Genomic DNA, 26,510 nt, shown 5'->3' with positions numbered 1-26,510 from the left:
GCACCATGCACCCATTGGCAAGCGCTTGCCCCGTGCAGGCGGCTATCGATAACCCTGAGAAAGTGACGCCATGGAGACATTGCCCGACCGTCCGCAACAGCCCCTTCACGAGTACCTGCGCGCCCATGCGCGCGAGCGCGGCGACCGCGTGGCCTGCATCTGGTACGGCCATGCCATGAGCTGGGCGCAGCTCGACCGCGCGAGCGATGCCTTCGCGGCGCGGCTGCAGGCCATCGGCGTGAAGAAGGGCGAGCCGGTGGTGCTGTTCCTCAACAATTGCCCGCAATACCTCGTCGCGCATTTCGGCATCCAGAAGATCGGCGCCATCGTCTGCCCGAGCGGCCCGCTCAACAAGGAGCACGAGCTGGCCTACCAGGTCAACGACCTGAAGGCGCGCGTGATCGTCGCCGCCGCGCCGCTGCTGCCGGTGGTGCGCAAGGTGCAGCCGGAGAGCGCGCTCGCGCATGTGTTCGTGGTGCACTACGCCGACCTGCTGCCCGAAGAGCCCGTGCCCGACCTGCCCGCCGAACTGCTCGCCGAGCGCAACGCTCCGCGCAGCGTGCCCCAGGGATGCGAAGATTTCCTGGCCGTGATGCAGGGCAGCGCAGTGCCGCAGCCGGTGGCCATCGACCTCGACGACGTGGCACTCATGACCTACACCTCCGGCACCACCGGGCTGCCCAAGGGCGCGATGCTGAGCTACGGCAATGCGCTCTTCAAGACCCGCGGGGCAGCCGACTGCAACGGCGTGGCCGGCGACGACGTGCTGCTTTCCATCGCGCCGCTCTATCACATCGCCGGCATGCTGATGGGCGTGAACGTGCCGGTGCTCAGCGGCGCGGCCTCGGTGCTGCTGCATCGATTCGATCCGCGCGCGGTGCTGCAGGCCATCGCGCGCTACAGGGTGAGCTGGTGGTACAGCATCGCGCCGATGAACGTGGCCTGCATGCAGGTGCCCGACATCGCGGGCTTCGACCTCTCGAGCCTGCGGCGCAATCCGGTCACGAGCTTCGGCATCACCTTCACCGAGCCGCTGGCCGCGCAATGGCGCACGCATGCGCCCAACTGCACGTCGTTCGAAGCCGCCTACGGGCTCAGCGAAACCCACACCTGCGACACCTACACGCCGCACCACGCGCCGCGCTGGGGCACGCAGGGCATCGCGGTGCCGGGCGTGAGCATCCGCATCGTCGACCCCGACACGCAGGCCGACCTGCCCACGGGCGAGGTCGGCGAGATCGTGCTGGCCAGCCCCGGTTCCTTCAAGGGCTACTGGAACAAGCCCGAGGCCACGGCGGCCACGCTGCAGGGTGGATGGGTGCACACCGGCGACATGGGCAAGCTCGACGCCGATGGCTATCTCACCTTCATCGGCCGCTTCAAGGAAATGATCAAGGTCTCGGGCTACAGCGTGTTTCCCGAAGAGGTCGAGACCATCCTCATCAAGCATCCCGCGGTGGCCCAGGCCGCTGTCATCGCGCAGCCCGATGCCGAGAAGGGCGAGGTGGTCAAGGCGTTCATCGTGCGCAAGCCCGGCGCGGCGCTCGAGGCCGACGCGCTCATGGCCTGGTCGCGCGACAACATGGCCAGCTACAAGGCGCCGCGCGCCGTGAGCTTCATCGATGCGTTGCCGACCACCGGTGCCGGCAAGGTGCTGCGGCGCCTGCTGAAAGACAATGCCTGAAAGGTTCTCCCTTGCTCTCCAAAGTCCTGATTGCCAACCGCGGCGAGATTGCCGTGCGGCTGGTGCGCGCGCTGCGCGACCTGGGCATTGCCAGCGTGGCGGTGCATGCGCGCGACGATGCGTCGGCATTGCATGCGCAGCTGGCCGACACAGCCGTCGCGCTCGACGCGGCCGGGCCCTCGGCCTACCTCGACGTTGCCGCACTGATCGGCGTGGCGAAGGCGCAAGGCTGCGATGCAGTGCATCCCGGCTACGGCTTCCTGAGCGAACGCGCGGACTTCGCGCAGGCCTGCGCGGACGCGGGGCTGGTCTTCATCGGGCCCGCGCCCGAGCAGCTGGCGTTGTTCGGCGACAAGGCGCGTGCACGTACGCTTGCCACGCAATGCGACGTACCCGTGATGCCCGGCAGCGCCGGCGCGGTGACGCTCGCGCAGGCACAGGCCTTCTTTGCCGAACAGCAGGCGCAGGGTGCTGCGGGCGTGATGATCAAGGCCATCGGCGGCGGTGGCGGGCGCGGCATGCGTGCGGTGCTGAATGCCGAGGATTTGCCCGAAGCGCATGCGCGCTGCGTGTCCGAGGCCAAGGCGGCCTTCGGCGTCGAAGGCGTGTATGTCGAGCGCCTGATGCGCAATGCGCGGCACATCGAAGTGCAGGTGCTGGGCGATGGTCAGGCCGTGGCCAGCCTCGGCGAGCGCGAGTGCACCTTGCAGCGGCGTTTCCAGAAGCTGGTGGAGATCGCGCCCAGCCCTTCGCTGCCCGATGCGCTGCGGGCCTCCATCACGCAGGCCGCGCTGCGCATGGCCAAGGCCGCGGGCTATCGCAGCCTGGGCACCTTTGAATTTCTCGTCGATGCCGCATCGGCCACGCTTCCCTTCGTCTTCATCGAGGCGAATCCGCGGCTGCAGGTGGAGCACACGGTGACCGAGGCGGTGACCGGCCTCGATCTCGTGCAGCTGCAGATGGCGGTGGCAGCCGGCCAGCCCTTGAAGGCGCTTGGCGTGGACGCCGGCCGCACGGCGGCGCAACGCGGGTTTGCGGTGCAATGGCGCATCAATGCGGAGACGCTCGATGCCCATGGCAACGCGCGGCCCTCGGGCGGAACGCTTGCGCGCTTCGATCTGCCGAGCGGGCCCGGCGTGCGGGTCGACACGCATGGCTACGCGGGGCTCGCGCCTTCGCCGCACTACGACACGCTGCTTGCCAAGCTGATCGTGCATTCGTCGTCGCCGCATTTTTCCGATGCATTGCGCCGCTCGCTGCGCGCGCTCGAGGAATGCCACATCGACGGCATCGCGACCAACCTTGCGTTGCTGCGCGCCATTGCGGCGCGGCCCGAGTTTGCGGCGCAGGCGGTGCACACGCGCTTCGTCGAGGCGCATCTGGGCGACCTGCTGGCCGCCGCGGCGTCGCTTGAAAAGCATGCAAAGAAGATCGCACCTGCCGTCATGCAGGCGGCGGGGCCTGCAGCCGATGAAGCGGACGACCTGACGATCAAGGCCCCGATGCCCGCCAAGCTGGTGCAGTTCGAGGTGGCGGTGGGCGATGTGCTTCCTGCCGGCGCACAGCTCGGCGTGCTCGAAGCCATGAAGATGGAGCACCTGCTGCACGCGCCCGCGGCCGGCCGCGTGGTCGCGCTGCTGGCCGAGCCGGGCGACTACCTCGTCGAAGGCCAGTCGCTGGTGCGGCTGGAGCCCGTCGATGCCGAGGCGGCCGAAGCCGAGGCGCGCGCAGAACAGGACCTCGACGCCATCCGGCCCGATCTGCAGAAGGTGATCGACCGCCATGCCTACACGCTCGACGCCAACCGCGGCGCGGCCGTGGCCAAGCGGCATGCGCAGGGCGGACGCACCGCGCGCGAGAACATCGCCGACCTGTGCGACACGGCCTCCGACCCCGGCAACTTCATCGAATACGGCGCGCTCGCCATCGCCGCGCAGACGCGCCGCCGCACGCTCGAAGACCTGATCGCCAACACGCCGGCCGACGGCATGGTGACGGGCCTGGGCAGCATCAACGCGAAGCAGTTCGGCCCCGAGGCGTCGCGCTGCGCCGTGCTGGCCTACGACTACACGGTGCTGGCCGGTACGCAGGGCATGCGCAACCACCACAAGACCGACCGCATGCTGTCGATCGCGCACCAGCTGAAGCTGCCGGTGGTGCTGTTCGCCGAAGGCGGCGGCGGGCGGCCGGGCGATACCGACATGCCCATCGTCGCGGGCCTCAACAACCACACCTTCAGCCAGTTCGCGGCACTCTCGGGCAAGGTGCCGGTGGTGGGCATCGTGCATGGCCGCTGCTTCGCGGGCAACGCCGCGCTGCTGGGCTGTGCCGACGTGATCATTGCCACGCGCGGCAGCAACATCGGCATGAGCGGCCCCGCCATGATCGAGGGCGGCGGGCTCGGCAGCTTCGCGCCCGAGCAGATCGGGCCGAGCAGCGTGCAGTCGCGCAACGGCGTGATCGACATCCTCGTGGAGGGCGAGGCCGCGGCGGTGGCTGCCGCGAAGCAATACCTTTCTTATTTCCAGGGAGCGGTTTCCGACTGGCAATGCGCTGACCCGCGCGCGCTGCGCCACGTGGTGCCCGAGAACCGGCTGCGCGTGTACGACGTGCGCGCCGCGATGCGCGGCGTGGCCGACACCGGCTCGCTGCTCGAACTGCGCGCCGGCTTCGGCGCGGGCATCGTCACCGCGCTGGCACGCATCGAGGGCAGGCCGGTGGGGTTGATGGCCAACAACCCGCATCACCTTGGCGGTGCCATCGACGTGGAAGCAGCCGACAAGTCCGCGCGCTTCATGCAGCTGTGCAACGCGCACGGGCTGCCGATCGTCTCGCTGTGCGACACGCCCGGCTTCATGGTCGGCCCGGAGATCGAGGCACAGGCGCAGGTCCGCCATGTCTGCCGCATGTTCATGGTGGCCTCGCATTTGCGCGTGTCCTTCTTTGCCGTGGTGCTGCGCAAGGGCTACGGCCTGGGCGCGCAGGCCATGACGGCCGGCGGCTTCGATGCGCCGGTGTTCACGGTGGCCTGGCCGACCGGCGAATTCGGCGCCATGGGGCTCGAGGGCGCGGTGCGCCTGGGCTACCGCAAGGAGCTGGCCGCGGTGCCCGAAGGCGCCGAGCGCGACGCGCTGTTCAAGACGCTGGTGGCGCAGCAATACGCCAACGGCGAGGCGATCCACATGGCGCAGACGCTCGAGATCGATGCGGTGATCGATCCCGCCGAAACCCGCACCTGGCTGGTGCGCGGACTCGCATCCGCGGGGCGTTCCACGCAGGCGACCTTGCCCTATGTAGACACTTGGTAACCATGCACTAGACCTCGTCACATGCAGTGGCAAGGGGGCTCCGTAAACTGGGTCGCTTTGCGCGCATGAGACTGGATTCGCATTGGCTTTCTGCTCTTCGCCAAGGTGCGCTGCGGCATTGGATGGCCGCGGCCGGTTGCCTGCTGTTCGCCGTAGCAGTGGCCGTGCAGGCTGTTCAACCCGATACGCATCCGAGGCAGCCCGCCGAGGCGCACTGGGTCGCCAGCTGGGCTGTTGCCCCGGTGGATTTCCGCGAGCTGAGCGCGAATCCCCTTCTCAAGGCTGCGGCACCCAGGCCCGGCGGTGACGCGTTCCGCGGACAGACGCTGCGGCAGCAGTTCGAGCCTGCGCTGGGGGGCGATCGCGTTCGCATCCGTTTCTCCAACCGGTTCGGCAAGGCGCCGTTGCACATTGCCGCGGCGAGCGTGGCGCGCAGTACCGGTGCCGGTGCGGTTTCGCCGGCCACGCTGCGCACGCTGCGTTTCGGCGGGCGCGGCAGCGTGGTCATCGCGCCGGGCGCCGAAGCCTGGAGCGACGGTGTCGGCCTGAAAGTCGAGGCCGGACAGGCGGTGGCGGTGAGCGCCTTCTTCGATCGCGCCGTGCCCTTTGCGACCGTTCACCTGCAGTCGCCCGACACCAGCTGGGTGGCTGGGGGCAATGCCGTTGCAACGCCCCGGCTGAACGACGCCGCGCCCCTGCCGTTGAATCACATCGTGACCGGCTTCGACGTGATGACCACGCAGCCCGTGCGCACGGTGGCGGCCTTCGGCGACTCGATCACCGCGGGCGGCGGCGAGGCGGGCGACGGGTCGTATCCCGAGCTGCTCGCCACGCGCCTGCGCAACAGCCCTTCGGCGGCGCAGGCGGTCTCGGTGCTGAACATGGGCATTGGCGGCAACCGCTTGCTGGCCGACGGCATCGGCCCCAACGGCCTCTCGCGCTTTGCGCGCGATGCGCTCGGGCAGAGCGGCGTGACGCACGTGATGGTGCTGCTGGGCACCAACGACATCGGCCGCAGCGTGTTCGTCCTGCCGGGGCGGCCGACGCCGGAGCATGAGGTCGTGACGGCAGAGCGCATCACCGATGGCCTGCAGCAATTGGTCAAGCAGGCCCGCGCCAAGGGCGTGAAGGTGCTGATCGGCACCGTGCCGCCGTTCAGGAACACGCCCTACTGGACGGAGGCGACCGAGGCCATGCGCGGCGAGGTCAACCGCTGGATCCGCAGCCGCCAGGACGTGGACGGCGTGATCGATTTCGACGCCGTGCTGCGCAACCCCGCCGATCCGACGACGTTCAATCCCCTCTACGACAACGGCGACCACCTGCATCCCAACAAGGCGGGCCATGCTGCCATGGCCGCGGCTGTCGACCTCCGCGAATTGCAGGAGTAGCCGCAGGAGTGAGTGCCAACAAAGGCACTGCGTTGGCGATACACCTCTACACAATGTCCCGTCGAGTGCTTACAGGCGCTTCACACGGCCTCGTCAGCATGAAGGCTCCAACCACTCATGAGGGGACACCCATGAAAAAACTCGCAATCACCCTTTCCGTCGCCGCCGCTTCGCTGTTCTCGGTGGGGGGCGTACTGATGGTGCCGACCGCCGCCCAGGCGCAGCCCGGCGTGTTTGTCGAGGTGCCGCCGCCGCCGCCACGCCACGAGCGCATTCCGCCTCCGCGCCGCGGCTATGTGTGGGCCCCGGGGCACTATGAATGGCGGGGTGGACACCATGTATGGATCAGGGGCATGTATGTGCGCGCCCGTCCGGGCTATGCCTACCGTCCGCCGGAATGGCGCGAACGCGACGGCCGCTGGGAATACCGCCGTGGCGAATGGGACCGTGACGGCGACGGCGTGCCGAACCGCTACGACCGCCGTCCGAACAATCCGAACCGGAACTGACCTGCGGTAATCCTGAACGGGCTCCCGCGCTACCGGAATACGACCGTGCGGTGCCCGTTCAACAGCACCCGGTGCTCGCTGTGCCACTTCACGGCCCGGGCCAGCACCTGGCTCTCGGTGTCGCGGCCGCGGGCCGTGAGGTCTTCGACCGTGTCGGTGTGGTCGGCGCGCGCCACGTCCTGCTCGATGATCGGGCCTTCGTCGAGGTCGGCCGTCACGTAGTGGGCGGTGGCGCCAATGAGCTTCACGCCGCGGTCGTGCGCCTGGTAGTAGGGCTTGGCGCCCTTGAAGCTGGGCAGGAACGAGTGATGGATGTTGATGGCCCGGCCGGCCAGGCTCTTGCACAGGTCGTTGCTCAGGATCTGCATGTAGCGCGCGAGCACCACGAGCTCGGCGCCCTCGGCCTCGATGATTTCCAGCTGCCTGGCTTCGCCCTGCGCCTTGGTGGCGGCCGTCACGGGAATGTGATGGAAGGGCACGTTGTAGCTGGCGGCCAGCTGGTAGAAGTCACGGTGGTTCGAGATGATGGCGCGCACGTCGATGGCGAGCAGGCCGCTCTTCCAGCGGAACAGCAGGTCGTTGAGGCAGTGGCCTTCCTTGCTGACCAGGATCACGGTCTTCATGGGCTCTGCCGCGGCATGCAGCTGCAGGTTCATGCCGAAACCGGCGCCGAAGGTGGCGAGCTGTTCGCGCAGGGCCGCCTCGGTGTGGTCGCTGCAGGCGAAGCGCACGCGCATGAAGAACAGGCCCGTGTCGTGGTCGTTGTACTGGGCGGCTTCCTCGATGTTGCCGCCGCGTTCGAGCAAAAAGCCCGAAACGGCATGCACGATGCCCGTCCGGTCGGGGCAGGAGAGGTTCAGGATGTAAGCGGGCGTAGTGGTCGTCATGAGGGGCACGATTGTCGCAGGGGTGCCAGAATGCCGTTTTTTGGTGCGCGTTAAGCAGGAGCAATCGATGGCTTATCAGGACTTCAACATGGGCAACCAGTGGCTGCCTTTCACTCCCAACCGCCACTTCCAGAAAGACCCTCGCGTTTTCGTGGCCGCCGACGGCATGGAATTCACCACGCACGACGGCAAGAAGGTGATCGACGGCATCTCGTCGCTGTGGTGCGTGGGCGCGGGCCACAACCGCAAGCCCATCAACGAGGCCATCAAGAAGCAGCTCGACACGCTCGACTACGCCACCGCGTTCCAGGTCAGCAACGACAAGGCCTTCAAGGCGGCCGAGATGATCGCCGCGCTGGCGCCCGGCGACCTCAACAAGGTGCTGTTCTGCAATTCGGGCTCCGAGGCGGCCGACACCTCGATGAAGGTGGCGCTGGCCTATCACCGCGCGCGCGGCGAGGGCCATCGCAACGTGTTCATCGGCCGCGAGAAGGGCTACCACGGCGTGGGCTTCGGCGGCATGTCGGTGGGCGGCATTCCGGGCAACCGCAAGGTGTTCGGCTCGGCCTTCCTGCCGCGCGTGGACCACATGCGCTTCATCCATGACCCGGTCAACCATGCCTACATCCACAACGAGGAGCCGGTGTGGGCCGAAGACCCGCTGGTCGAGCTCGAGACCCGCATCCTGCCGCTGCACGACCCGAGCAACATCGCCGCGATCATCGTGGAGCCGGTGGCCGGTTCGGCCGGCTGGTACCTGCCGCCCAAGGGCTACCTGAAGCGCCTGCGCGAGATCTGCGACAAGCACGGCATCCTGCTGATCTTCGACGAGGTCATCACCGGCTTCGGCCGCATGGGCACCAACTTCGCGTCGGACTATTACGGCGTGGTGCCCGACATGCTGAATTTCGCCAAGTGCGTGACCAACGGCGTGATTCCGCTGGGCGGCGTGATCTGCCGCGACAAGCTCTACGACGCGATGATGAAGACCGACGCGCCCGAGCATGTGGTCGAGTTCTTCCATGGCTACACCTACTCGGGCCATCCGGTGGCCTGCGCCGCCGCCATTGCCACGCTCGACCTGTTCAAGCAGGAAGACCTGTTCGCCCGTGCCGGCGAAATGGGCAAGGTGCTGGGCGATGCGTTCCACAGCGCCTTCAAGGGCCTGCCGAACGTGATCAGCATCCGCAGCCTCGGCCTGGCCGCCGCGGTGGAGCTCGCGCCCATCGCGGGCGCACCGGGCAAGCGCGCCTACGACATCTTCCTGGACTGCTTCCACAAGGGCGCGCTGGTGCGGCCCGCCGGCGACGTGCTGGTGATTGCGCCGCCGTACATCGTGGAGAAGCAGCACATCGACACGCTGGTCAACACGCTGGCGGACTCGATCAGGAAGTTTGCCTGAGCCGCCGGGCCGCTCCCAAGGCGAAGACCGCAGCGCGCAGCGCGGAGGCTATCGAACGCGGATTCCTGCGCAGTAGTCCGTTGGCGGCAGCGGGGGCGTGCGCCACACGGCGTCGTAGGCCCCCTTGTCCTGTTCCTCGTCCGGCGATTCGCCGGCCTGCAGCCGCACGGCCTTGACCGACACATCGGTCGGCAGGTGCTGCGGCACGCCCAGCACCTTGGTGGCATGGCCCGCGCCGCTGATCAGCAGCACCGTCTTGCCCGGCTGGCGGGCCTTGACGATGGCCTGCGCCATGGCGCGGTCGCGCCCCACCTGGATGCGTGTCATCGGCACGATCTGGGGCTCGGGCAGCAGCTTGCAGTGGCCTTCCCGCACGGCGTCCTGCTGTGCGGTGTAGGCCTCGCCGTTGAGCTGCACGTCGAGCGAAACGTCGGTCATGGCGTTCTTCATCCGCGCGCGCGGCAGGTTGGCGCCGATGGCGGGAACGCCGGCGCGCACCGCCGCCATCACGGCCGGGCCATAGCTCTGCCAGGGCCAGGCTTTCTCGTTCCAGGCGAGCGCGTCGCGCACCTGCGCATCGGTGGCCGTGGCGTCGAGGCGGGCGGTGCTGTGGCCTTCCTCGGCCATTTCGAGCAGCAGCGCGGCCAACTTGCCCCGGCTGGCCAGCGCCTCGACGGTTTCGCGCTCGATCGCATGGTGCTCCGGGGCGTCGTGCTGCTCGCCCAGGATCAGCGCATCCACCGGCAGCAGCGCCGCCGCGCGGCGCGCCACGGGTGCGTTGGGGCCGTCGAGGAAAGCGGTGCAACCCGCACAGGCAATGGCCGCGAACAGGGGCAGCAGGAATCGGGAAGCCCGTGCGGGAAAGGGGTGGCATCGCATCGCGCCATACTATGCGTTGGCGCTCGCACGCAGCGCCATCCAATTCCGCTTCTTCCTGTCGTGTCTTTCCGCTTTCTGGTTCGCGTGCTGGCCACGCTGTTGCTTGCACTCGCCGCGGCGGAAATCTGCCTCGCCCTGCATACGCCCCTGCCGTGGATGATCGGCCCGCTGCTGGCGGTATCGCTGGCATCGATTGCCGGCGCGCCCACGGCCAGCTTCACGCCGCTGCGCAATGCCGGGCAGTGGACCATCGGCACGGTGCTGGGCCTTTATTTCACGCCGCAGGTGGTGGCGCTGGTGGCCGGCGTCTGGTGGGCCATTGCGCTTGCCATTGCCTGGGCATTGCTGCTCGGCTGGGGATTCGGGCGCTGGCTGCACGGGCTGCACGCCCAGCGGATGCCGCATGTGCCGGCCAGATCCATGAGAGCCACGACTTACTTCGCAGGCGCCATCGGCGGCGCCTCCGAGATGACGCTGCTGTCCGAATCGGCCGGCGCGCGCACCGATCTGGTCGCCGCGGCGCACAGCCTGCGCCTGGTGGTGGTGACCATCGCCATTCCGTTCGCGATGCAGTGGAGCGGCCTGCACGGGCTCGACGTCAATCCGTCCGCGGTGCGCGAAGTGAATGCGGGCGGGCTCCTGCTGCTCGCGCTGGCCACCGGTGCCGGCGGGCTTGCGATGCAGGCGCTGGGCCGCACCAACCCCTGGTTCATGGGGCCGCTGGTGGTGGCGATGGCTTTCACCGTTGCGGGCCAGTCGCTTTCGGCCGTGCCCGCCTGGATGTCGAATACCGCGCAGCTCGTGATTGCGGTGAGCCTGGGCGTTCGTTTCAGCCGCGAATTCCTGCACACGGCGCCGCGCTGGCTGGGGACGGTGGCGCTGGGCACTGTCGGCATGCTGGTGCTGTGCGCGGGCGCCGCCTGGCTGCTGGCCTGGGCGACGGGGCTGCATCCCGCCACGATGATCCTGGGCACCTCGCCGGGCGGCATTGCCGAGATGTCGATCACCGCCAAGGTGCTGCAGCTGGGGGTGCCGGTGGTGACGGCGTTCCAGGTGTGCCGGCTGGTGGCGGTGCTGCTGCTCGTCGGGCCGATGTACCGATGGATTTACGAACGGAAATGAGCGGCGGGCGCTGAAAGGACGCAAAAAAAGCGCCTGTCGGGCGCTTTTCTTGATTCGGGTGGGCGAGCCGGGGCTCAGTGCACCAGCACCGGCGTGTGGGCCAGCTCGGCATAGCCCTCGAGCGTGTCCTCGACCTCTTCCTGCGTGGGCGTGTTGAGCTGCCAGGCGGCAATCTGCTGCTGGAACAGTTCGGCCCAGGAACCGTCGAGGTAGACCTCCTTGCCCGAGCGCTTGTCGACGATCTCGAAGCCGTGGCGTTCCAGCACCGGGACGTTGGGTTGGGCCGGGGCGTCGCTTTCGTTCGGCTGCACGTGCACGACGACGAAGGACTCCGAGTCATAGAGCATGTTCATTGCGGGGCCTGTGAGGATGTCGATGGCGTTCATGGAGGTTAGATAGCAATCAACGCGCCAGTTTCAAGAAGGGTTGTCGCATTGCGGTCACAACGGTGTTTCTTTACTTGTTTTGTACTATCAGCTGGACGGCCCCGCGGGAAGGGATTCGCGCAGCTGCATGTCGGCGAAATCGCCGTTGGGCTGTGTCTGTTTCATCCGTACCGGTAGGTACCCCAGCGCCGGCGCGAGCCAGATTTCGATCTTGTCGTCGAACTCGCGCCGCGGGCTGCGCGTGAGCTTGCGCACCGCGTAATCGCCCGCCGGCACGCTCATCTGCTCCTCGCCTTCGATGTTGAACACCCAGACGCCCGCATCGCGCGGCCCTGCCGTCTGGATGGAAATGCGGCTGCCCGCCGGATAGCGGCCCGGGTCGCCCGCCAGCATGCCGCCGAGCTGCATCACCACGCTGAGCCGGTCCTGCGCGCCGGGCAGCAGGGGAACGCTGGGCGCGTTGTTGCTGAACATGATCTGCCCCTGGTCGCGCAGGAAGTGCGAGGCGACCTCGCCCTTGCGGCTTTCCGAAAAGCGCGCCGGCTCGATGCCGGTGGAGCCGATCCGGCCGGTGCTGTGCTGGCTGCGGATGGTCCGGAACAGGAATTTCAGCGACAGCCGGGCGTCGTAGCTGCTGCCGTCCTGCAGCCAGACCAGGTCGCCGAAAACGCCCTGCATCGGCGAGGCGCCCTGCTGGCCCGTGACCGCGAAGGCGAGCTTGACCGAACCGGGGATGCGCAGCGCTTCGGGTCCGACGACGTTGCCCGCCGTGGCGCTGGCGGCGCCCGCGGCCTCGCCGGGCGCCCCGTTTCCGACGCCGGTGTTGGCCGTGCTGCCCGCCCCGCCCAGCACAGCGCCTGCCGGGGCGCTGGCCGCCTGCTCGGGAGCGGGTGCTCCTGAATCAATAGCATTCTGCGCTGTGAGGTCAGGCGTTTCCGTTGCCGGCTGCTCCGAAACCTGGGGTTGTGGCACCGGCTCGGGTGGCGCCACCGGCTTGGGCCTGGACGGCTCGCGCGGCCGGCGCGGTTTTGCGGGCGGCGGCGGCTTGGCCTCGGCAACGGGCGGCGCGGCGGCAGGCGCGGCCGGCTTTTCCGCGGCCGGCGGCGCGATCACGATGGTGCGGGTGATGAACTTGTTCGCGAGCGGCGATGGGTCGGGCCCGATGGCCGTGGGCGCGAGCCCCAGCAGCAGCACGTGGACCAGCGCCACCGCCAGCGTCAGCCCGGCCAGCGCGCGCCACGACGGGCGCCCTGGCGGGACGGCAGAGGACGGCAACTGGGAGGCGACGAGCGTCGGCATGAGGTGGTGGAGTGAGCACCAGCGCCGAGGTTCACAAGGAGCACCTCGGTACACTGCCGCCCGTTCAACCAGTTTAGTGGGCGCGGCGCCGGCTCTCGTGTTCGCGCCGTGTCCTTCATCACGCATTTGCCATCATGAAACTCGCCACCCTGAAGGACGGCTCGCGCGACGGCCAGCTCGTCGTCGTCTCGCGCGACCTCACGCTCGCCCATTACGCCACCGGCATCGCCAGCCGGCTGCAGCAGGTGCTGGACGACTGGGGCTTCATGAGCCCGCAGCTGCAGGACCTGTACGACGCCGTCAACACCGGCCGCGCGCGCCATTCCTTCCCCTTCGACCCTGCCCAGTGCATGGCGCCGCTGCCGCGCGCCTACCAGTGGGCCGACGGCTCGGCCTACCTGAACCACGTCGAGCTGGTGCGCAAGGCGCGCAATGCCGAGGTGCCCGAGAGCTTCTACACCGACCCGCTGATGTACCAGGGCGGCAGCGACGACTTCCTCGGCCCGGTCGACGACGTGGTCGTGCCCAGCGAAGCCATGGGCATCGACTTCGAAGCCGAGATCGCGGTGATCACCGGCGACGTGAGGATGGGCGCCACGCCCGACCAGGCGCTCGACGGCATCCGCCTGGTGATGCTGGCCAACGACGTGAGCCTGCGCAACCTGATCCCGGCCGAGCTGGCCAAGGGCTTCGGCTTCTTCCAGAGCAAGCCGGCCACCGCCTTCAGCCCCGTGGCCGTGACGCTCGACGAGATCGGCGAAGCCTGGCAGGACGGCCGCGTGCACCTCACGCTGCAAAGCAGCTGGAACGGCCGCAAGGTCGGCATGTGCGACGCCGGGCCCGAGATGACCTTTCACTTCGGCCAGCTCATCGCCCACATCGCCAAGACGCGCAACGTGCGCGCCGGCAGCATCGTCGGCAGCGGCACCGTGAGCAACCAGGGCGTGGAAAGGAACGGCCAGATGGACTGGCCCAAGGGCTATTCGTGCATTGCCGAGAAGCGCTGCATCGAGACCATCCAGGGCGGCGAGCCGGTGACCGAATTCATGAAGTTCGGCGACACCATCCGCATCGAGATGAAGGGGCTGGACGGTCGCTCGCTGTTCGGCGCGATCGACCAGGAGATCGTGTCGGCGGCAGGGCGGCCGAAGGTGGCGCCGGTGTCGCTGGTGAACCCGCAGGACGACGACAACGGCGCCGAAGACTAACTAACGCGGCGCGGCGCGCAGCAGCTCCTTCTGGCTGCGTATGCCCAGCCGCCGGAACGCCCGGTACTGGTGGGTGCGCACCGTCGTCAGTTCGATGCCGATTTCGCGCGCCGCTTCCTTGGCCGTGCGGCCGGCCATCAGCTGGCCGATGACTTCGCGCTCGCGCAGGCTCAAGGTCAGAAGGCGCGAGGCGAGGGTGGGCGCCACCGCTTCCCGGGCGGCCATGGCGCTGCGGCCGTGGGCCAGGGTGGCGTCGGCCAGCAGCGTGGCGTGGCGCTCGATGGCCGCGAAGTCGCCGGCGTCGAATTCGGGCTGCGCCAGGCTTCGGTAGAAGCTCACCGCCACGCGCTGGCCGGCGGGCGTCAGGAGCAGCACCGACGCCCGTTCGCGGATGCCCACGTCGCCGTAGCAGGCCGCCCGATAGGCGGGGTCGGCCACCTCGTCGGCGCGCTGGTGTCCCAGCCAGAGCTGCGCGCGCCGGGGCAGCTTGCGCGCCGCCAGCCAGGTCATGTTGGGATCGAGCAGGTCGAAGCGCTGCGCCACATAGCGCTCGGCCGTGCGTTCGGCCGTGGTGCCGTAGCTGCTGGCGGCCGACACCGCCTCGATGCGGCCGGTGGCGTCGACCGCGAACACGGTGCAGAAGGTCACGGGCATCACGCGGTGCATGGCCGCGAGGCAACTGGCCGCCAGGTGCGGCGTGCCGATGCCTGCGAGCACGTCGCCGACGAGGGCTGCGGACAGCGCGGTGTCCGCAGCGGGCTGAATGCGCCAGCGTCTCATGAGGGAAGTAGAAGGGCAGGGTAATTACTTCGTACGAAGTTATGACAATGGCCGGCACCGCACATCGGGACAATCCCGCTGCATGACGAACCCCTCCGTTGCGGCCGCCGCGCCGCCGCCCGGCACACGGGCCGCCGATGCCGCCAGCGGCCCCGTGCCGCCACCGGCCAGCGCCACCGAGCTGCCGCCCTCCGTCGGCGCCTTTCACTACACGCGCTACCAGGCACGCACGCCCGCGCTCGCGCACGACGGCATGGAGCCCGGCCGCCATCCCGTGGTGATCGCGGGCGGCGGGCCCGTCGGCATGGCGCTCGCGCTGGGGCTCGCAAACCAGGGCGTGCGCTGCGTGATCCTCGAAGCCGACGACACGGTGTGCGTGGGCAGCCGCGCGGCCTGCATCTCGCGCCGCAGCCTGGAGATCATGGAGCGGCTGAATGTGCTGCCGGCCTTCATGGCCAAGGGCCTGCCGTGGACCGGCGGGCGCAGCTTCTACAAGACGGCCGAGGTGTTCCGCTTCGAGATGCCGCACGACGAGCGGCAGAAGCTGCCGCCGATGATCAACCTCGAGCAGTACTACATCGAGCAATACCTGCTCGAGGAAATCCTCCGCCGCAACGAGGCGGCGCCGGGGCGCATCGACATCCGCTGGGCCACCGAACTCACCGGCCTCGCGCAGGACGAAGAGGGCGTGACGCTGGACGTGCGCAACCCCGAGGGCGCCTACCGGCTGCGCGGCCGATGGCTCGCCGCCTGCGACGGCGGCCAGAGCTTCGTGCGCAAGGCGCTGGGGCTCGCGCTCGAGGGCACGGGCTACGAAGGCCGCTACGTGATCATCGACATCGAGCTGCACAGCAAGCACCCGACCGAGCGCCGCGCGTGGTTCGACCCGCCGTGGAACCCGGGTTCGACCGTGCTGATGCACCGCCAGCCCGACGACATCTGGCGCATCGACTACCAGCTGCGCGCGGGCCAGAGCACCGAGGAAGCGCTGAAGCCGGCGGCCGTGGCCGAATTCGTGCAGCGCCACCTGGACGCGATCGGCGAAGGCCACCTGCCGTGGAAGACGGTCTGGACCTCGGTCTACCGCGCGGGGGCGATGACGCTCGACAGCTACCGGCATGGCCGCGTGCTGTTCGCGGGCAATGCGGCGCATGCGATGCCGATCTTCGGCGTGCGCGGCCTCAATTCGGGTTTCGACGATGCGGACAACCTGGCCTGGAAGCTGGCCTTCGTGGCGCGCGGGCTTTCGGATGCGTCGCTGCTCGATTCGTATTCGCAGGAGCGCATCGCGGCCTTTCACGTCAACGCCGAGAACGCCATGCGCAGCACCGAGTTCATGTCGCCGCCGTCGCGTGGCTTCGATCTGCTGCGCGAGGCTGCGCTCTCGCTGTCGCAAGTGCACCGCGGCATCGCGCAGCTGATCAACCCGCGCCAGACGCAGGCCGTGCGCTACGCGGATTCGGCGCTGTCGAGCGAAGGCGATGCGCTGCCTGCGGGGCCATTGCCCGGCGAGGTCATGGCCGAGCAGCAGCTCGAGCAAGGCCACCTGACCGACTGGATCGGCCCGGTCTTCACGCTGCTGGTGCTGCAGCCGGGCGCCGATGCCGTGCCGTTGCCGGAGGACGAGGTGGCAGAGGCGCTTCGCGGCGCGCTGCCGTTCGCGGTTCGCACCATTGCAAGTCCGGGCATCGAAGCTGCCGACGCGCAGGCCGGCCCTGCCGTGTTCGAGGCGTTGGGCGCGCGCGGCGGTGCCGTCTACCTGCTGCGCCCCGACGGCCATGTGGCCGCGCGCTGGCAGCGCATGCCCCGCGGCGCGCTGGCGGGCGCCCTGGCTCGCGCTGCTTCCACGGAGATCTCCGCATGACCACATCGCTTCCATCCGGCGCGCGCGACCGGCTCTACGCAGAGTGCGCGCGCGCCATTACCGAGGCGGGCGCCGAGCGCGAATCGCTGTTTCTCGCCCGCCTTGCGCTGCTGCTGTTCGAGCAGGTCGGCGACGAGGCGCGCTGCCGCGCCGCGCTGGCCGACGCACTGTGCGCGCTGCCCGTACCATCGCTGTCCGCAATCGAATCGCTACAAACAGGAGACTGATCCATGGATCGCCGCACCCTTCTCGCCACGCTCGCCTCCGGTGCCGCCGTGGCCGCCGCGCCCTTTGCCCGCGCACAGGACTATCCCGCACAACTCATCAAGTGGGTGGTGCCCTATCCGGCCGGCGGCGGCACCGACGTGATCGCACGCGTGCTGGCCGAAGCCATGCGCCAGACCCTGGGCCAGCAGATCGTGGTCGACAACCGCCCTGGCGCCTCGACCAACATCGGCGCCGACCTCGTCGCCAAGAGCAAGCCCGACGGCTACACCATTCTCTCGGCGGACAACGCCGTGCTGGCCTTCAACGAGCACCTGTTCGGCAAGTTGCCGTTCAATCCGGAAAAGGACTTCACCTACATCGGCGCCATCGGCAAGTTCCCGCTCGCGCTGGTGGTGCACCCCGATTTCCCGGCCAAGAATTTCAAGGAGTTCCTGGCCTACGTGAAGGCCAATCCGGGCAAGGTCAACTACGCCTCGCCGGGCAATGGGTCGCCGCACCACCTGGCCATGGAAATGTTCAAGGCGCGTACCGGCACCTTCATCACCCACATTCCCTACCGCGGCGCGGCGCCCGCCATGGCCGACGTCATGGGCGGCCAGGTGCCGTGCATGTTCCTCGACCTGGCGTCGGGCCTGCCGATCATGCAGGGCAACAAGGTGCGCGTGCTGGCCATCGGCTCGGGCGCGCGCAGCAAGGCGCTGCCCAATGTGCCGACGCTGGCCGAAGTGGGCGTACCCAACACCGAGGTGTTCGCGTTCCAGGGCATTCTCGGCCCGGCCGGATTGCCGCCCGCGGTGGTTGCCAAGCTCAACGGCGACCTGAACCGCGCGTTCGGCACGCCGGCCGTGCAGAAGCGTTTCGACGATTTCGGCATGGAAGCGATGCCGGGCACGCCGGCGCAGTTCGCGGCGCTGTCGCGCGCCGAGTCGAAGCGCTGGGGCCCGATCATCAAGCAGGCCGGCATCAAGCTGGACTGAGTCCAGCTGCCCGGGCGGCGGGCTCCCTCTACTGCGTGTAGGCCTTGCGCGAGCCGTCTTCGAGGACGTGCTCGTCGTGCTGCAGTTCGCCGTCCTCGTCCCAGCTGCGCTCGCGCGTCACGCGGCCCTTGGCATCGAAGCTCGATTCAGCCAGCAGGATGCCCTTTTCGCTGAAGCGCCGGTGCGTGCCCACCGGCACCTGGCGCCCGCGGCCCGCCACGAGGTAGCGGCCGTGCGCGGCGCGCTGGCCGCTGTCGTAGAACTCCGTGATCTCGACCGTGCGCGCATCGCCGGCTCCCCGGTAGACGGACTTGCTGCGAGGCCGGCCATTGAGGTGGTAGCTGTCGTCGCCGATCGGTTCGCCCGCCGGATTCCATCGCTGGTCACGGATCAGCGTTCCCTTTTCGGAGAACTCCTGCTCGCGTTGCCGCACGGCGCTGCGTTCGAGCAGCAGCCACACCGTTTCGCGGCGCTTCACGCCTTCGGATGAAAACTGGCGCTCGGTGCGCTGGCGGCCGACGATCTCGTCCTGCACGGAAGGCTTGCCGTTGTCGTAGAAGTTCTGCGAGCGCACCCGCTTGCCCGCCAGGTACGAAACCCGCGAGCGCAGGATGCCACCCGCATCGAACAGCTCGACCTGCGACGGCCCGCCGGCGAATCCGCACAGCCGGGCGTCGTCGGCTGCCGGTGCCAGCATGGGTGCTTCGGCGCAGCGCAGTGCCGACATCTGCCCGCGCTCCGTGAACTCGACGAAGGCGCGGTCGGTTCCGACCGCCGGATAGAAGGTGGCGCGGCGCAGCTGGCCGCTCGGGTAGAAGCTGCGCACCAGGCCGTGCTCCTGTCCGTCGTCGTAGACCGCCTCGCGCACGACCTGCCCGTTGGCTGCGAACTCGCGGGCGAGGCCGTGGATGTTGCCCTTGGCGTTGAGGGTGTGCTCCCTGGCCAGCTTGCCCTTTTCATAGAAGCGCGCCAGGCCCATGAAGACGCCGTTCTGAATCTGCTGCTCGCGCTGGAGCTCGCCGGTTTCGCGCTCCTTGCAGCGCATCAGCCCCGTCTTGCCCGCGGTGCTGCTGCCGTCGGACGGGTTGACCTTGTGGCCGTCGAGCTCGCAATCGAGGACCGCGTGGGCGGCGCCCGCCGCAAAGAGCCAGAGTGCGGCGGCCGCGATCCGGAGCGCAGTTGCACCGGGGCCCGCAGAGGCTGCGAGCCGGCTGGGGGCGGCTCGGGGCGGGGGGCTCATTTGTCGTAGAGCGCTGCCAGGGAACGAAAGCCCTTGACCTCGATCGGATTGCCGAACGGGTCGCAGAAGAACATGGTCCACTGCTCGCCCGGCTGGCCTTCGAAGCGCACCTGCGGCTCGAGCACGAACTCGATGTCGGCGGCCTTCAGCCGCTTCGCAAGCGCTTGCCAGTCAGGCAGTGCGAGCACGATGCCGAAGTGCGGCATCGGCACCATCGCGTCGCCGACGCGGCCGGTGCGGGTGGTGGCGAAGGGTTCGCCCAGGTGCAGCGAGATCTGATGGCCGAAAAAGTCGAAATCCACCCATGTGTCCGTGCTGCGGCCTTCGGCGCAGCCAAGGACGTTGCCATAGAAGCGGCGGGCCGCGTCGAGATCGCGGACGTGAAAGGCAAGATGGAAGATGCTCTGCATGTTCCGGATTATGGGCAGCGGTGCTGTGAGAATGCCGGACTTTCTTTCATCGTGGAGCAAGCCTTGCGGATACTCCGGATCCTGGTTGCGCCGAGGCGCGACACCCATTTGAAGACGCGCACGCGTGCGTCCTTGCTTTCGCGCCTGCCGCGCCTCGCGCTGGCCGGCGCCTGTTGCGTTCTCGCGCTGGCGGCGCAAGGCGCCTGCCCGCCGTCCGCCATTGCCAGCCTCGGAAAGCCGGGCTCGGCAGTCGGCCAGTGGAATGCGGCCGACCGCGGGCTGCTGTGGCGCGCCGACCGGGACGGGCGGACCGCCTGGCTCTATGGAACCATTCATCTCGGGCGCGCCGAGTGGGTGCGGCCCGGGCCCACCGTGCAGAAGGCGCTGGAGCAAAGCGATGCGCTCGCGCTGGAGCTCGACGTGCGCGACCCGGTCGCGATGCAGCCCATGACGCAGCAGGCGGATCCGGCCGTGGTGGCGCGGCTTCTCAGCGGCGAGCGCGCTCGGCGGCTGGCCCGCCAGAACGAGGCCGCCTGCGTGCCGCCCGGCACCACCGCGGGGCTGCAGCCCATCCTGCAGGTCATGTCGCTGGCGGGGCTGGTGGCGCGCGCCGACGGCCTGTACCCGGAGTTCGGCGCCGACGAGGCCCTGGCCGTCTCCGCGCGGAACAACAGCAAGCCGGTGTTCGCCCTCGAAAGCGCCGCCGCGCAATTGAAGATGCTGACCGGCGACTCCGAGGCCGAAGAGGCGGAGCAGATCGACGCGGCGCTGGACGAGCTGGAATCGGGCCAGCTGCGCGCGCAGATGAAGGAGCTGGCCGATATCTGGGCGCGTGGCGATGCGGACAAGCTCGCCCGCTACCCCGAGTGGTGCAACTGCCTCAACACGCCCGCCGAGCAGCGGCTGATGAAGCGCCTGCTGGACGACCGCAACCCCGGCCTGGCGGACGGCATCGAGCGCATGCACGCGAGCGGCCAGCGCGTGTTCGCCGCCGTGGGCGCGCTGCACATGGTCGGCCCGCAGGGTCTGCCGGCACTGCTGGCGGCGCGCGGCTTCAAGGTGGCCGCGGTGCCGCTGGTGGCGCAGCCGCCCGTTGCGGTGCCGACGGCGCCGCCGCCGAAGGCGACCGCCCGAGGCGCACAAGGAGCCAGGAACAATCGCGGCGCCAAGGCTTCCGGCACCCGGAGCACGGGCACCGCCAAGTCCGCACGACGCGCCCCGGCACCAAAGAGCAAACAGCGCCGATAATCGCCAGCGCCATGCACCTGCTGCGAAACCACCCCCGCTTCCTCGGCCTCGTCGGCCGGTGGGTGCTGCTGTGGTTTGCGCTCTCGCTCGGCGTGGCGGTGGCCTCGCCGATCGTGCATCCGCAGGCCGTCGAACTGGTGTGCTCGAGCGCCGGTTCGATCAAGGCGGTGGTCCACACCGGGGACGGCGTGCAGGAGATGGGCGCCTCGCACCTGGACTGCCCGCTGTGCGCGCTGACCGGCGCACCGCCGCCGTCGCCGTCCGCTGCCGCTTTCGACCTTCCCCTGCCGCTGGGCCGCGTGGTCCAGTCCATTCCCGCCGCGCGCCTTGCCGCGGCCACCGCCGCGCCGCTGCCGGCGCGCGGGCCTCCCGCCTTCTCCTGAAGCTGTCAAAACCGTCGCTGCATGCGCTCGATCGACGGGTGCATGCGGCCTGTCCGGCTTGAAGTTCGTGGAGCAGGTTCCCAGTGAAAAAGCATTCCCGCGCCGTGGCGATCGCCATGGCATTCCCCCTTGGCGCGCCCGCGTGGGCGCAGGGCGCGCCTGATCCGTCCGGAGGCGGCGGCAGCAGTGCGCGCACCCTGAGCACCGTCACTGTCAGCGACGGCCGGCCAACCTCGCTGCCGACCCAGATCCCGACCACCATCGAGGGCGCGACGCACGAGCAGATCGCTGAAACCGTCAACGCAACCGACAGCGAAGACGCGCTCAAGTACCTGCCCAGCCTGGTGGTGCGCAAGCGCTATATCGGCGATTTCAACCACGCGGTGCTCGCCACGCGCGCCTCGGGCACGGGCAACAGCGCGCGCTCGATGGTGTACGCCGACGGCATCATGCTGTCGAACCCGCTGGGCAACGGCGCCACCTATGCGCCGCGCTGGGGCATGGTGTCGCCCGAAGAAATCGAGCGCGTCGACGTGCTGTACGGGCCGTTCTCGGCCGCCTACCCGGGCAACTCGGCTGGCGCCGTGGTCGACTACGTGACGCGCATGCCCACGAAGCTCGAAGCGCATGTCAAGCTCAGCGGCTTCGCCTCGAACTTCGGCCTGTACAACAGCCACTCCTCGCCTGCGGGCCAGCAACTCGATCTCTCGCTGGGGAGCCGCAGCGGTGGTTGGTCGTGGTGGCTCAGCGCCTCGCGCACCCACAGCAAGGGGCAGGCGCTGGTGTTCGGCAACCGGCTGGTGAGCGCGGGCACGGTCGGCAGCGCTGGCACGCCCGTGACCGGCGCGGTGCTTGGGCTGAACCCGTCGAACCAGCCATGGTGGCTGGTGGGCGGCTCGACGATCTACGATACCACGCAGGAGCAGGTCAAGCTCAAGGTGGCCTACGACTTCTCGCCCACGGTGCGCGCCACCTACACGCTCGGCGCCTGGAACAACACCACGCACGGCAGTGTCGACACCTACCTGCGCGATGCCTTCGGCCGGCCGGTGTATTCGGGGCGCGTGAACATCGGCGGGCGAAGCTACAACCTCGATGCGCCGAGCGCCGCCCTGGCACCGACCGAGACCGCGCTCACGCACGACATGCATGGCCTTTCGGTGAAGAGCCATGCCGGAGGCGTGTTCGACTGGGAGGTCGCCGCAAGCCTGTTCGACCATGCGCGCGACACCTCGCGCACGCCGACCACGCCCTTGCCCGGCGCCTTCAATGGCGGACCGGGTCGCACCACCGACATGGGCGGCTCGGGCTGGCACACCTTCAAGGCCGCCGGAACATGGCGGCCCACCGGTTCGGCCGAGGGCGTGGGCGCGCACGTGGTCGACTTCGGCTTCCAGCAGGACACGGCGCGCCTGCGCACCCAGGTCGGCAACACGCTCGACTGGATCGCCGGGCCGGCCGTGACGCCGTTCTCCGCCTTCAACGGCAACACGCGATTGCAGTCGCTCTACGTGCAGGACACCTGGCGCTTCGCCAAGGACTGGAAGACCACGCTCGGCCTGCGCCACGAACGATGGGAGGCCTACGGCGGCCAGCTCGGCAATGCGACGAAGCTGCTCGACTTCGCGCCGCGCAGGAACAGCTACGACTCCCCCAAGGCCGCCCTCGCCTGGCAGGCCACGCCGGACTGGCTGTTCAGGGCGTCGACCGGCCGCGCGGTGCGCATGCCGACCGTGAGCGAGCTCTACCAGGGCTCGATCGACGGCAATCGCATCGTCAACACCAATCCGAACCTGCGCCCGGAGCGCTCGTGGACCACGGAACTCAGCGCCGAGCACGACCTCAAAGGCTGGGGGCTCGACGGCGTGCTGCGCACCACGCTCTTCTTCGAGAACACCAGGGACGCGCTCTACAGCCAGGCCCTCACCAATCTCGTGAGCACGGTGCAGAACGTCGATGCCATCCGCACCCGCGGGCTGGAGATGGCGCTGAACGCGGTCGATGTGGGCGTGAAAGGGCTGGACCTGAGCGGCAGCCTCACGCTGACGCGCTCGAAGATCGCGGCCAACGGCGGTTTTCCCTCCAGCGTCGGCCACGAACAGCCGCGTGTGCCGAAGGTGCGCGCCACGCTGCTCGCCACCTACCGGCCCGATGCGAGATGGAGCTACACCGTCGGCGCACGCTACAGCGGGCGGCAATACGGCACGCTCGACAACAGTGACGGCAATGGCGCGACCTACATGGGCTTTTCGAAGTTCTTCGTGGTCGACGCGCGCATCCGCTACCGGATCGACCGGCAATGGAGCGCCGCCGTGGGCATCGACAACCTGAACAACAACAAGTACTGGGCCTTCCATCCCTATCCGCAACGCACCTACGTGGCCGAACTCAAGTTCGACCTCTGATCCTTTTCACCCTGCATTCTTCAAGGAGTTCCAGCAATGAACCATCCACGCACCACCCTCAAGACCGCCGCCGCATGCGCCCTGCTGGCGGGCACGGCCGCCGCGTTCGCCCATGTCACCCTGCCGCGGGGCGGCGCCACCGTCGGCAGCGACTACAACGCGGCCTTCCGCGTCGGCCACGCCTGCGAAGGCGCCAAGGCCACCACCGGCCTGGCCGTCCGCCTGCCCAAGGGTTTCCTCCTGAGCGACGCGCAGGCGCGCAAGGGCTGGAAGCTCGACGTGCAGAAGAACGCCGGCGACGGCGAAGTGCGCTGGACCGCCGAAAGCCCGCAAACGGCGCTGCCCGCCAATGAGCGCGCCGAATTCGTGCTGCGCGGCAAGGTGCCCGGCACGCCCGGACCGCTGTGGTTCAAGGTGCTGCAGACCTGCGACGTGGGCAGCGTCGACTGGGCGGAAGTGCCGGCGTCGGGCAACTCGACCGCGGGGCTCAAGACCCCTGCGGCCAAGCTCGATGTGGTGGCGCAGGGCGTGGCCACGGTCGACGTGCGGGATGGCTGGGTGCGCCAGTCGGTGCCGGGCCAGAGCGGCACCGGGGCCTTCATGAAGCTCACCGCGCCCACCGGCGCCAGGCTGGTCGGCATCTCGACGCCGGCCGCCGGCGTGGCCGAGGTGCACGAGATGAAGATGGAAGGCGACACCATGAAGATGCGCGAGCTGACGGGAGGCCTCGACCTGCCCGCCGGACAGACCGTGGAGCTCAAGCCGGGCGGCTACCACGTGATGATGATGGACCTGAAGCAGGCGCTGGCCAAGGGCTCGGCCGTGCCCATGACGCTCCGGTTCGAGGATGCCAAGGGCCAGAAGACCTCGCTCGACCTGAACCTGCCGGTGGGTGCGCCGGCAGGCGCCGAAGCGGCCGCGCCGGCCCATCAGCACAAGCACTGACGCCGCGCCCTACAGCAACTGGTCCGGTGCCAGCGGGCCGAACAGCCTGAGCAGCAGGCGCAGGGTCAGGCTGGCGTCGGGCTCGGTGGACATGTCCTTCAGCCCGCTGCCTTCGGGCGCTCGCCAGACCAGCGAACCGCCGTTCAGCTCGACGCGCCATGAGCCCTCGCGCATGCCGCGCTCGATCTGAGCGGATGCCGCGCGGGAGAGCTCGGCGCTTCGCACGAGGAGGGCGATCTCGGTGTTCTGCAGCTGCGAGCGCAGGTCGAGGTTCATCGAGCCGACCACCAGCAACTGGCCGTCCATCACCAGCACCTTCGAGTGCAGCATCGAGCGCGATTCGCCGAGGCTGCCGTCGCTGCCCGACGAGCCGAAGGCGTTGCTGACGCTGGCCTGCTCGCTGCGCAACTCGTAAAGCTCGACGCCGATCTTGAGCAGATCCTCGCGATGGCGAGAGTAGCCGACATGCGCCACCGGCGCGTCGTTCGACGACAGCGAGTTGGTCAGCACCCGGATGCGCACTCCCCGGCTGCGAGCCGCCGCAAAGGCTTGCTTCATGTCCGGGCCGGGCACGAAGTAGGGCGAGATGATGAGCAGGTCGCTGCGCGCCTGTCCGATCAGCTGCAACAGGCCTTCGACGACCGTGTCGCTGCCCGCGGCGACGTCGGAGCTGGCTTCGAGCGACGCCGCGCGCCGCGACGATCTGGCGGAGTCCCCAGGCTGGCTCACCACCAGGCCCGGCGCCCTCGTCTTCTCGACGCCCTTGTCGGCCGGGATCTTTCCGGGTTGGTCGGCGAGCATCACTGCGGGTGCCCAGACGAATCGGGCGGTTTGCAGGTCCAGCGGTTTCTCGTCCCAGGCGCGGGCGAGCTGCGCTGGCGTGGGGGCTGCGCCGAGCGTGGGTTCTCCTGCGGGCGTTGCCGGCGGTGGTGAGTTTTGCGCCCGGGCCGATTCGTCGGCCAGCTCCCGGTCGGCCTGTTGCGCGCGTTCGCGGATGGCCTCCAGCTCGCTGCGCTTGACCAGCGACTGGACGGGATAGGCGCGTTCGTTGTTCCAATAGCTGTCGAAGCTGCGCGACAGATCCTGCACGATCGGCCCGGCCGCCAGGATGTCCAAGTCAATGAAGTTGCCCTTCAGCGCATTGCCGAAATAGGCATCGCCCAGGTTGCGTCCGCCGGTGACGCCGAGCACGTTGTCGGCGAGAAAGAGCTTGTTGTGCATCCGCTGCTGGATCCGCGAGGCATCGCCGATCGAATTGAGGGCGCGCGCGAACGAAGACCCGCGCGCGCCGGCGAGCGGGTTGAACAGGCGCATCTCGATGTTGGGCACGAACGCCAGGCCCAGCACCAGCGCATCGCGCCCGGTGCTGTGGAGGTCGTCGAGCAGGATCCGCACGCGCACGCCGCGCCCGGCCGCCGCCCGGATTCCCCGCACCAGCCGGCCGGTGCTGGCATCGGCATGGATGGCGTAGTACTGCAGGTCGAGCGTTTTCTGGGCGCCCTCGATCAGCGCGAGCCGGCTGCCGTAGGCGGCGGGAGGCCCCGCGAGCAGCAGGAAGCCTGATTCGAACCGCGCCGCATCGGCTTTGCGCCGCTGCTGGACCAAGGCCTCCAGCGCGGTGCCGTTGGGTGAGGAGAGTGCGGTCGATACCGGGCGGTCGACATGCTGAGGCAGTTGTGCGCAAGCGCCCTGCAGAACGAGGGCGAGAAGCGCAATGGATCGGCCAAAGAGCGCGTAGATGGAAGACATGCGGCGTTCCCGGAACTTGGAAGCCGCATATATAGCCCAGTCGGCGCTGCCCCGGCGTGGGACGGCGGGACAGTCCGGCGTAGAACCAATGAACTAGCGCGCGGCGGACAACTCCTCCTGGCGTTCCAGGGCCGCCAGCAGTTCGTCGTCGATCTGGGCGTGGCGCTGGCTCAGTTCGGCCGCGCGCGAAGCGTCGGTGGCGTAGA

23 protein-coding genes (1 of these 23 cut by a window edge) are annotated in these 26,510 nt (G+C 68.9%); 14 read left to right on the top strand and 9 right to left on the bottom strand.

The genetic code is table 11. From position 1 onward, the window contains the following. Positions 1-70: 70 nt before the first annotated feature. The 4 genes from VAPA_RS24340 to VAPA_RS24325 all read left to right on the top strand — a co-directional run bounded on the left by VAPA_RS24340 (position 71) and on the right by VAPA_RS24325 (position 6,892). The gene (locus tag VAPA_RS24340; protein ID WP_021012664.1) at positions 71-1,684 is read left to right on the top strand and encodes an AMP-binding protein; all 1,614 of its coding nucleotides are present in this window, start codon (positions 71-73) and stop codon (positions 1,682-1,684) included. Between the two features lie 11 nt (positions 1,685-1,695). After that, positions 1,696-4,992 carry a carboxyl transferase domain-containing protein gene (locus VAPA_RS24335; protein ID WP_021012663.1) on the top strand — a complete coding sequence of 1,099 codons (3,297 nt, stop codon included), beginning with the start codon at positions 1,696-1,698 and terminating at the stop codon, positions 4,990-4,992. Positions 4,993-5,156: 164 nt separating this feature from the next. Next, positions 5,157-6,383, top strand: a complete 1,227-nt coding sequence (locus tag VAPA_RS24330; RefSeq protein WP_230558926.1) for a GDSL-type esterase/lipase family protein — start codon at positions 5,157-5,159, stop codon at positions 6,381-6,383. A 131-nt stretch (positions 6,384-6,514) separates the two neighbouring features. Then, positions 6,515-6,892 carry a YXWGXW repeat-containing protein gene (locus VAPA_RS24325; protein ID WP_021012661.1) on the top strand — a complete coding sequence of 126 codons (378 nt, stop codon included), beginning with the start codon at positions 6,515-6,517 and terminating at the stop codon, positions 6,890-6,892. Between the two features lie 29 nt (positions 6,893-6,921). On the opposite strand, the gene purU is transcribed toward VAPA_RS24325, so the two are convergent. Then, positions 6,922-7,779, bottom strand: coding sequence for a formyltetrahydrofolate deformylase (purU, locus tag VAPA_RS24320; protein WP_021012660.1), 858 nt, complete (start codon positions 7,777-7,779; stop codon positions 6,922-6,924). Between the two features lie 67 nt (positions 7,780-7,846). Between purU and aptA the strand changes: the two genes are divergently transcribed. Beyond that, positions 7,847-9,181, top strand: a complete 1,335-nt coding sequence (gene aptA / locus VAPA_RS24315) for an omega-aminotransferase AptA (protein ID WP_021012659.1) — start codon at positions 7,847-7,849, stop codon at positions 9,179-9,181. A gap of 48 nt (positions 9,182-9,229) precedes the next feature. On the opposite strand, the gene VAPA_RS24310 is transcribed toward aptA, so the two are convergent. Next, entirely contained in the window at positions 9,230-10,060 is an 831-nt protein-coding gene (locus tag VAPA_RS24310) for a ChaN family lipoprotein (protein WP_021012658.1), read from the bottom strand. A 60-nt stretch (positions 10,061-10,120) separates the two neighbouring features. Between VAPA_RS24310 and VAPA_RS24305 the strand changes: the two genes are divergently transcribed. After that, the gene (locus tag VAPA_RS24305; RefSeq protein ID WP_021012657.1) at positions 10,121-11,182 is read left to right on the top strand and encodes an AbrB family transcriptional regulator; all 1,062 of its coding nucleotides are present in this window, start codon (positions 10,121-10,123) and stop codon (positions 11,180-11,182) included. Between the two features lie 74 nt (positions 11,183-11,256). On the opposite strand, the gene VAPA_RS24300 is transcribed toward VAPA_RS24305, so the two are convergent. Beyond that, a complete protein-coding gene (locus VAPA_RS24300) occupies positions 11,257-11,535 on the bottom strand; it encodes a BTH_I0359 family protein (RefSeq protein ID WP_021012656.1) in 279 nt (92 codons plus the stop codon). A gap of 120 nt (positions 11,536-11,655) precedes the next feature. Continuing rightward, positions 11,656-12,867 (bottom strand): DUF3108 domain-containing protein, encoded by a 1,212-nt coding sequence (locus VAPA_RS24295; protein WP_021012655.1) that lies wholly within the window; start codon positions 12,865-12,867, stop codon positions 11,656-11,658. 134 nt (positions 12,868-13,001) lie between these two features. Between VAPA_RS24295 and VAPA_RS24290 the strand changes: the two genes are divergently transcribed. Next, on the top strand, positions 13,002-14,075 hold the full coding sequence (locus tag VAPA_RS24290) for a fumarylacetoacetate hydrolase family protein (protein WP_021012654.1): 1,074 nt from the start codon (positions 13,002-13,004) through the stop codon (positions 14,073-14,075). On the opposite strand, the gene VAPA_RS35550 is transcribed toward VAPA_RS24290, so the two are convergent. Next, positions 14,076-14,855: a helix-turn-helix transcriptional regulator gene (locus VAPA_RS35550; protein WP_021012653.1), complete on the bottom strand. Its 780-nt coding sequence runs from the start codon at positions 14,853-14,855 to the stop codon at positions 14,076-14,078. Between the two features lie 82 nt (positions 14,856-14,937). On the opposite strand from VAPA_RS35550, the gene VAPA_RS24280 reads away from it, so the two are divergent. From VAPA_RS24280 to VAPA_RS24270, 3 genes are read left to right on the top strand one after another with little or no spacing between them, the layout of a single operon-like run. Further along, positions 14,938-16,719, top strand: a complete 1,782-nt coding sequence (locus VAPA_RS24280) for an FAD-dependent monooxygenase (RefSeq protein ID WP_021012652.1) — start codon at positions 14,938-14,940, stop codon at positions 16,717-16,719. Next, positions 16,716-16,946 carry a hypothetical protein gene (locus VAPA_RS24275; RefSeq protein WP_021012651.1) on the top strand — a complete coding sequence of 77 codons (231 nt, stop codon included), beginning with the start codon at positions 16,716-16,718 and terminating at the stop codon, positions 16,944-16,946. Before VAPA_RS24280 ends, VAPA_RS24275 begins: the two co-directional genes overlap by 4 nt. 3 nt (positions 16,947-16,949) lie before the next feature. Next, the gene (locus VAPA_RS24270) at positions 16,950-17,924 is read left to right on the top strand and encodes a Bug family tripartite tricarboxylate transporter substrate binding protein (protein WP_021012650.1); all 975 of its coding nucleotides are present in this window, start codon (positions 16,950-16,952) and stop codon (positions 17,922-17,924) included. A gap of 28 nt (positions 17,925-17,952) precedes the next feature. Here the strand turns inward: VAPA_RS24270 and VAPA_RS24265 are convergent, their stop codons facing one another. Beyond that, on the bottom strand, positions 17,953-19,164 hold the full coding sequence (locus VAPA_RS24265; protein WP_021012649.1) for a toxin-antitoxin system YwqK family antitoxin: 1,212 nt from the start codon (positions 19,162-19,164) through the stop codon (positions 17,953-17,955). Beyond that, complete coding sequence (locus VAPA_RS24260) at positions 19,161-19,574, bottom strand: VOC family protein (protein WP_021012648.1); 414 nt, start codon at positions 19,572-19,574, stop codon at positions 19,161-19,163. Before VAPA_RS24260 ends, VAPA_RS24265 begins: the two co-directional genes overlap by 4 nt. Before the next feature lie 108 nt (positions 19,575-19,682). On the opposite strand from VAPA_RS24260, the gene VAPA_RS24255 reads away from it, so the two are divergent. The 4 genes from VAPA_RS24255 to VAPA_RS24240 all read left to right on the top strand — a co-directional run bounded on the left by VAPA_RS24255 (position 19,683) and on the right by VAPA_RS24240 (position 24,555). Next, the gene (locus VAPA_RS24255; RefSeq protein ID WP_230558925.1) at positions 19,683-20,822 is read left to right on the top strand and encodes a TraB/GumN family protein; all 1,140 of its coding nucleotides are present in this window, start codon (positions 19,683-19,685) and stop codon (positions 20,820-20,822) included. Positions 20,823-20,833: 11 nt separating this feature from the next. Beyond that, on the top strand, positions 20,834-21,205 hold the full coding sequence (locus VAPA_RS24250; RefSeq protein ID WP_021012646.1) for a DUF2946 family protein: 372 nt from the start codon (positions 20,834-20,836) through the stop codon (positions 21,203-21,205). Positions 21,206-21,321: 116 nt separating this feature from the next. Further along, the gene (locus VAPA_RS24245) at positions 21,322-23,610 is read left to right on the top strand and encodes a TonB-dependent receptor (RefSeq protein WP_041946597.1); all 2,289 of its coding nucleotides are present in this window, start codon (positions 21,322-21,324) and stop codon (positions 23,608-23,610) included. A gap of 36 nt (positions 23,611-23,646) precedes the next feature. Next, entirely contained in the window at positions 23,647-24,555 is a 909-nt protein-coding gene (locus VAPA_RS24240) for a copper chaperone PCu(A)C (protein WP_021012644.1), read from the top strand. A gap of 9 nt (positions 24,556-24,564) precedes the next feature. On the opposite strand, the gene VAPA_RS24235 is transcribed toward VAPA_RS24240, so the two are convergent. Continuing rightward, positions 24,565-26,304 carry a phospholipase D family protein gene (locus VAPA_RS24235; protein WP_021012643.1) on the bottom strand — a complete coding sequence of 580 codons (1,740 nt, stop codon included), beginning with the start codon at positions 26,302-26,304 and terminating at the stop codon, positions 24,565-24,567. Between the two features lie 93 nt (positions 26,305-26,397). Then, positions 26,398-26,510 carry the end of an ATP-binding cassette domain-containing protein gene (locus VAPA_RS24230; protein WP_021012642.1) on the bottom strand. The gene runs 1,795 nt beyond the window's last position, so the window shows 113 of its 1,908 coding nt (coding positions 1,796-1,908); its start codon lies off the right edge, out of view; its stop codon occupies positions 26,398-26,400.

Origin of the sequence: Variovorax paradoxus B4 (genome assembly GCF_000463015.1) — a bacterium.
Lineage (GTDB): Bacteria > Pseudomonadota > Gammaproteobacteria > Burkholderiales > Burkholderiaceae_C > Variovorax > Variovorax paradoxus_E.
Note: the sequence above shows the minus strand (reverse complement) of the source record. Positions and strands in the feature narration are given on the sequence as shown.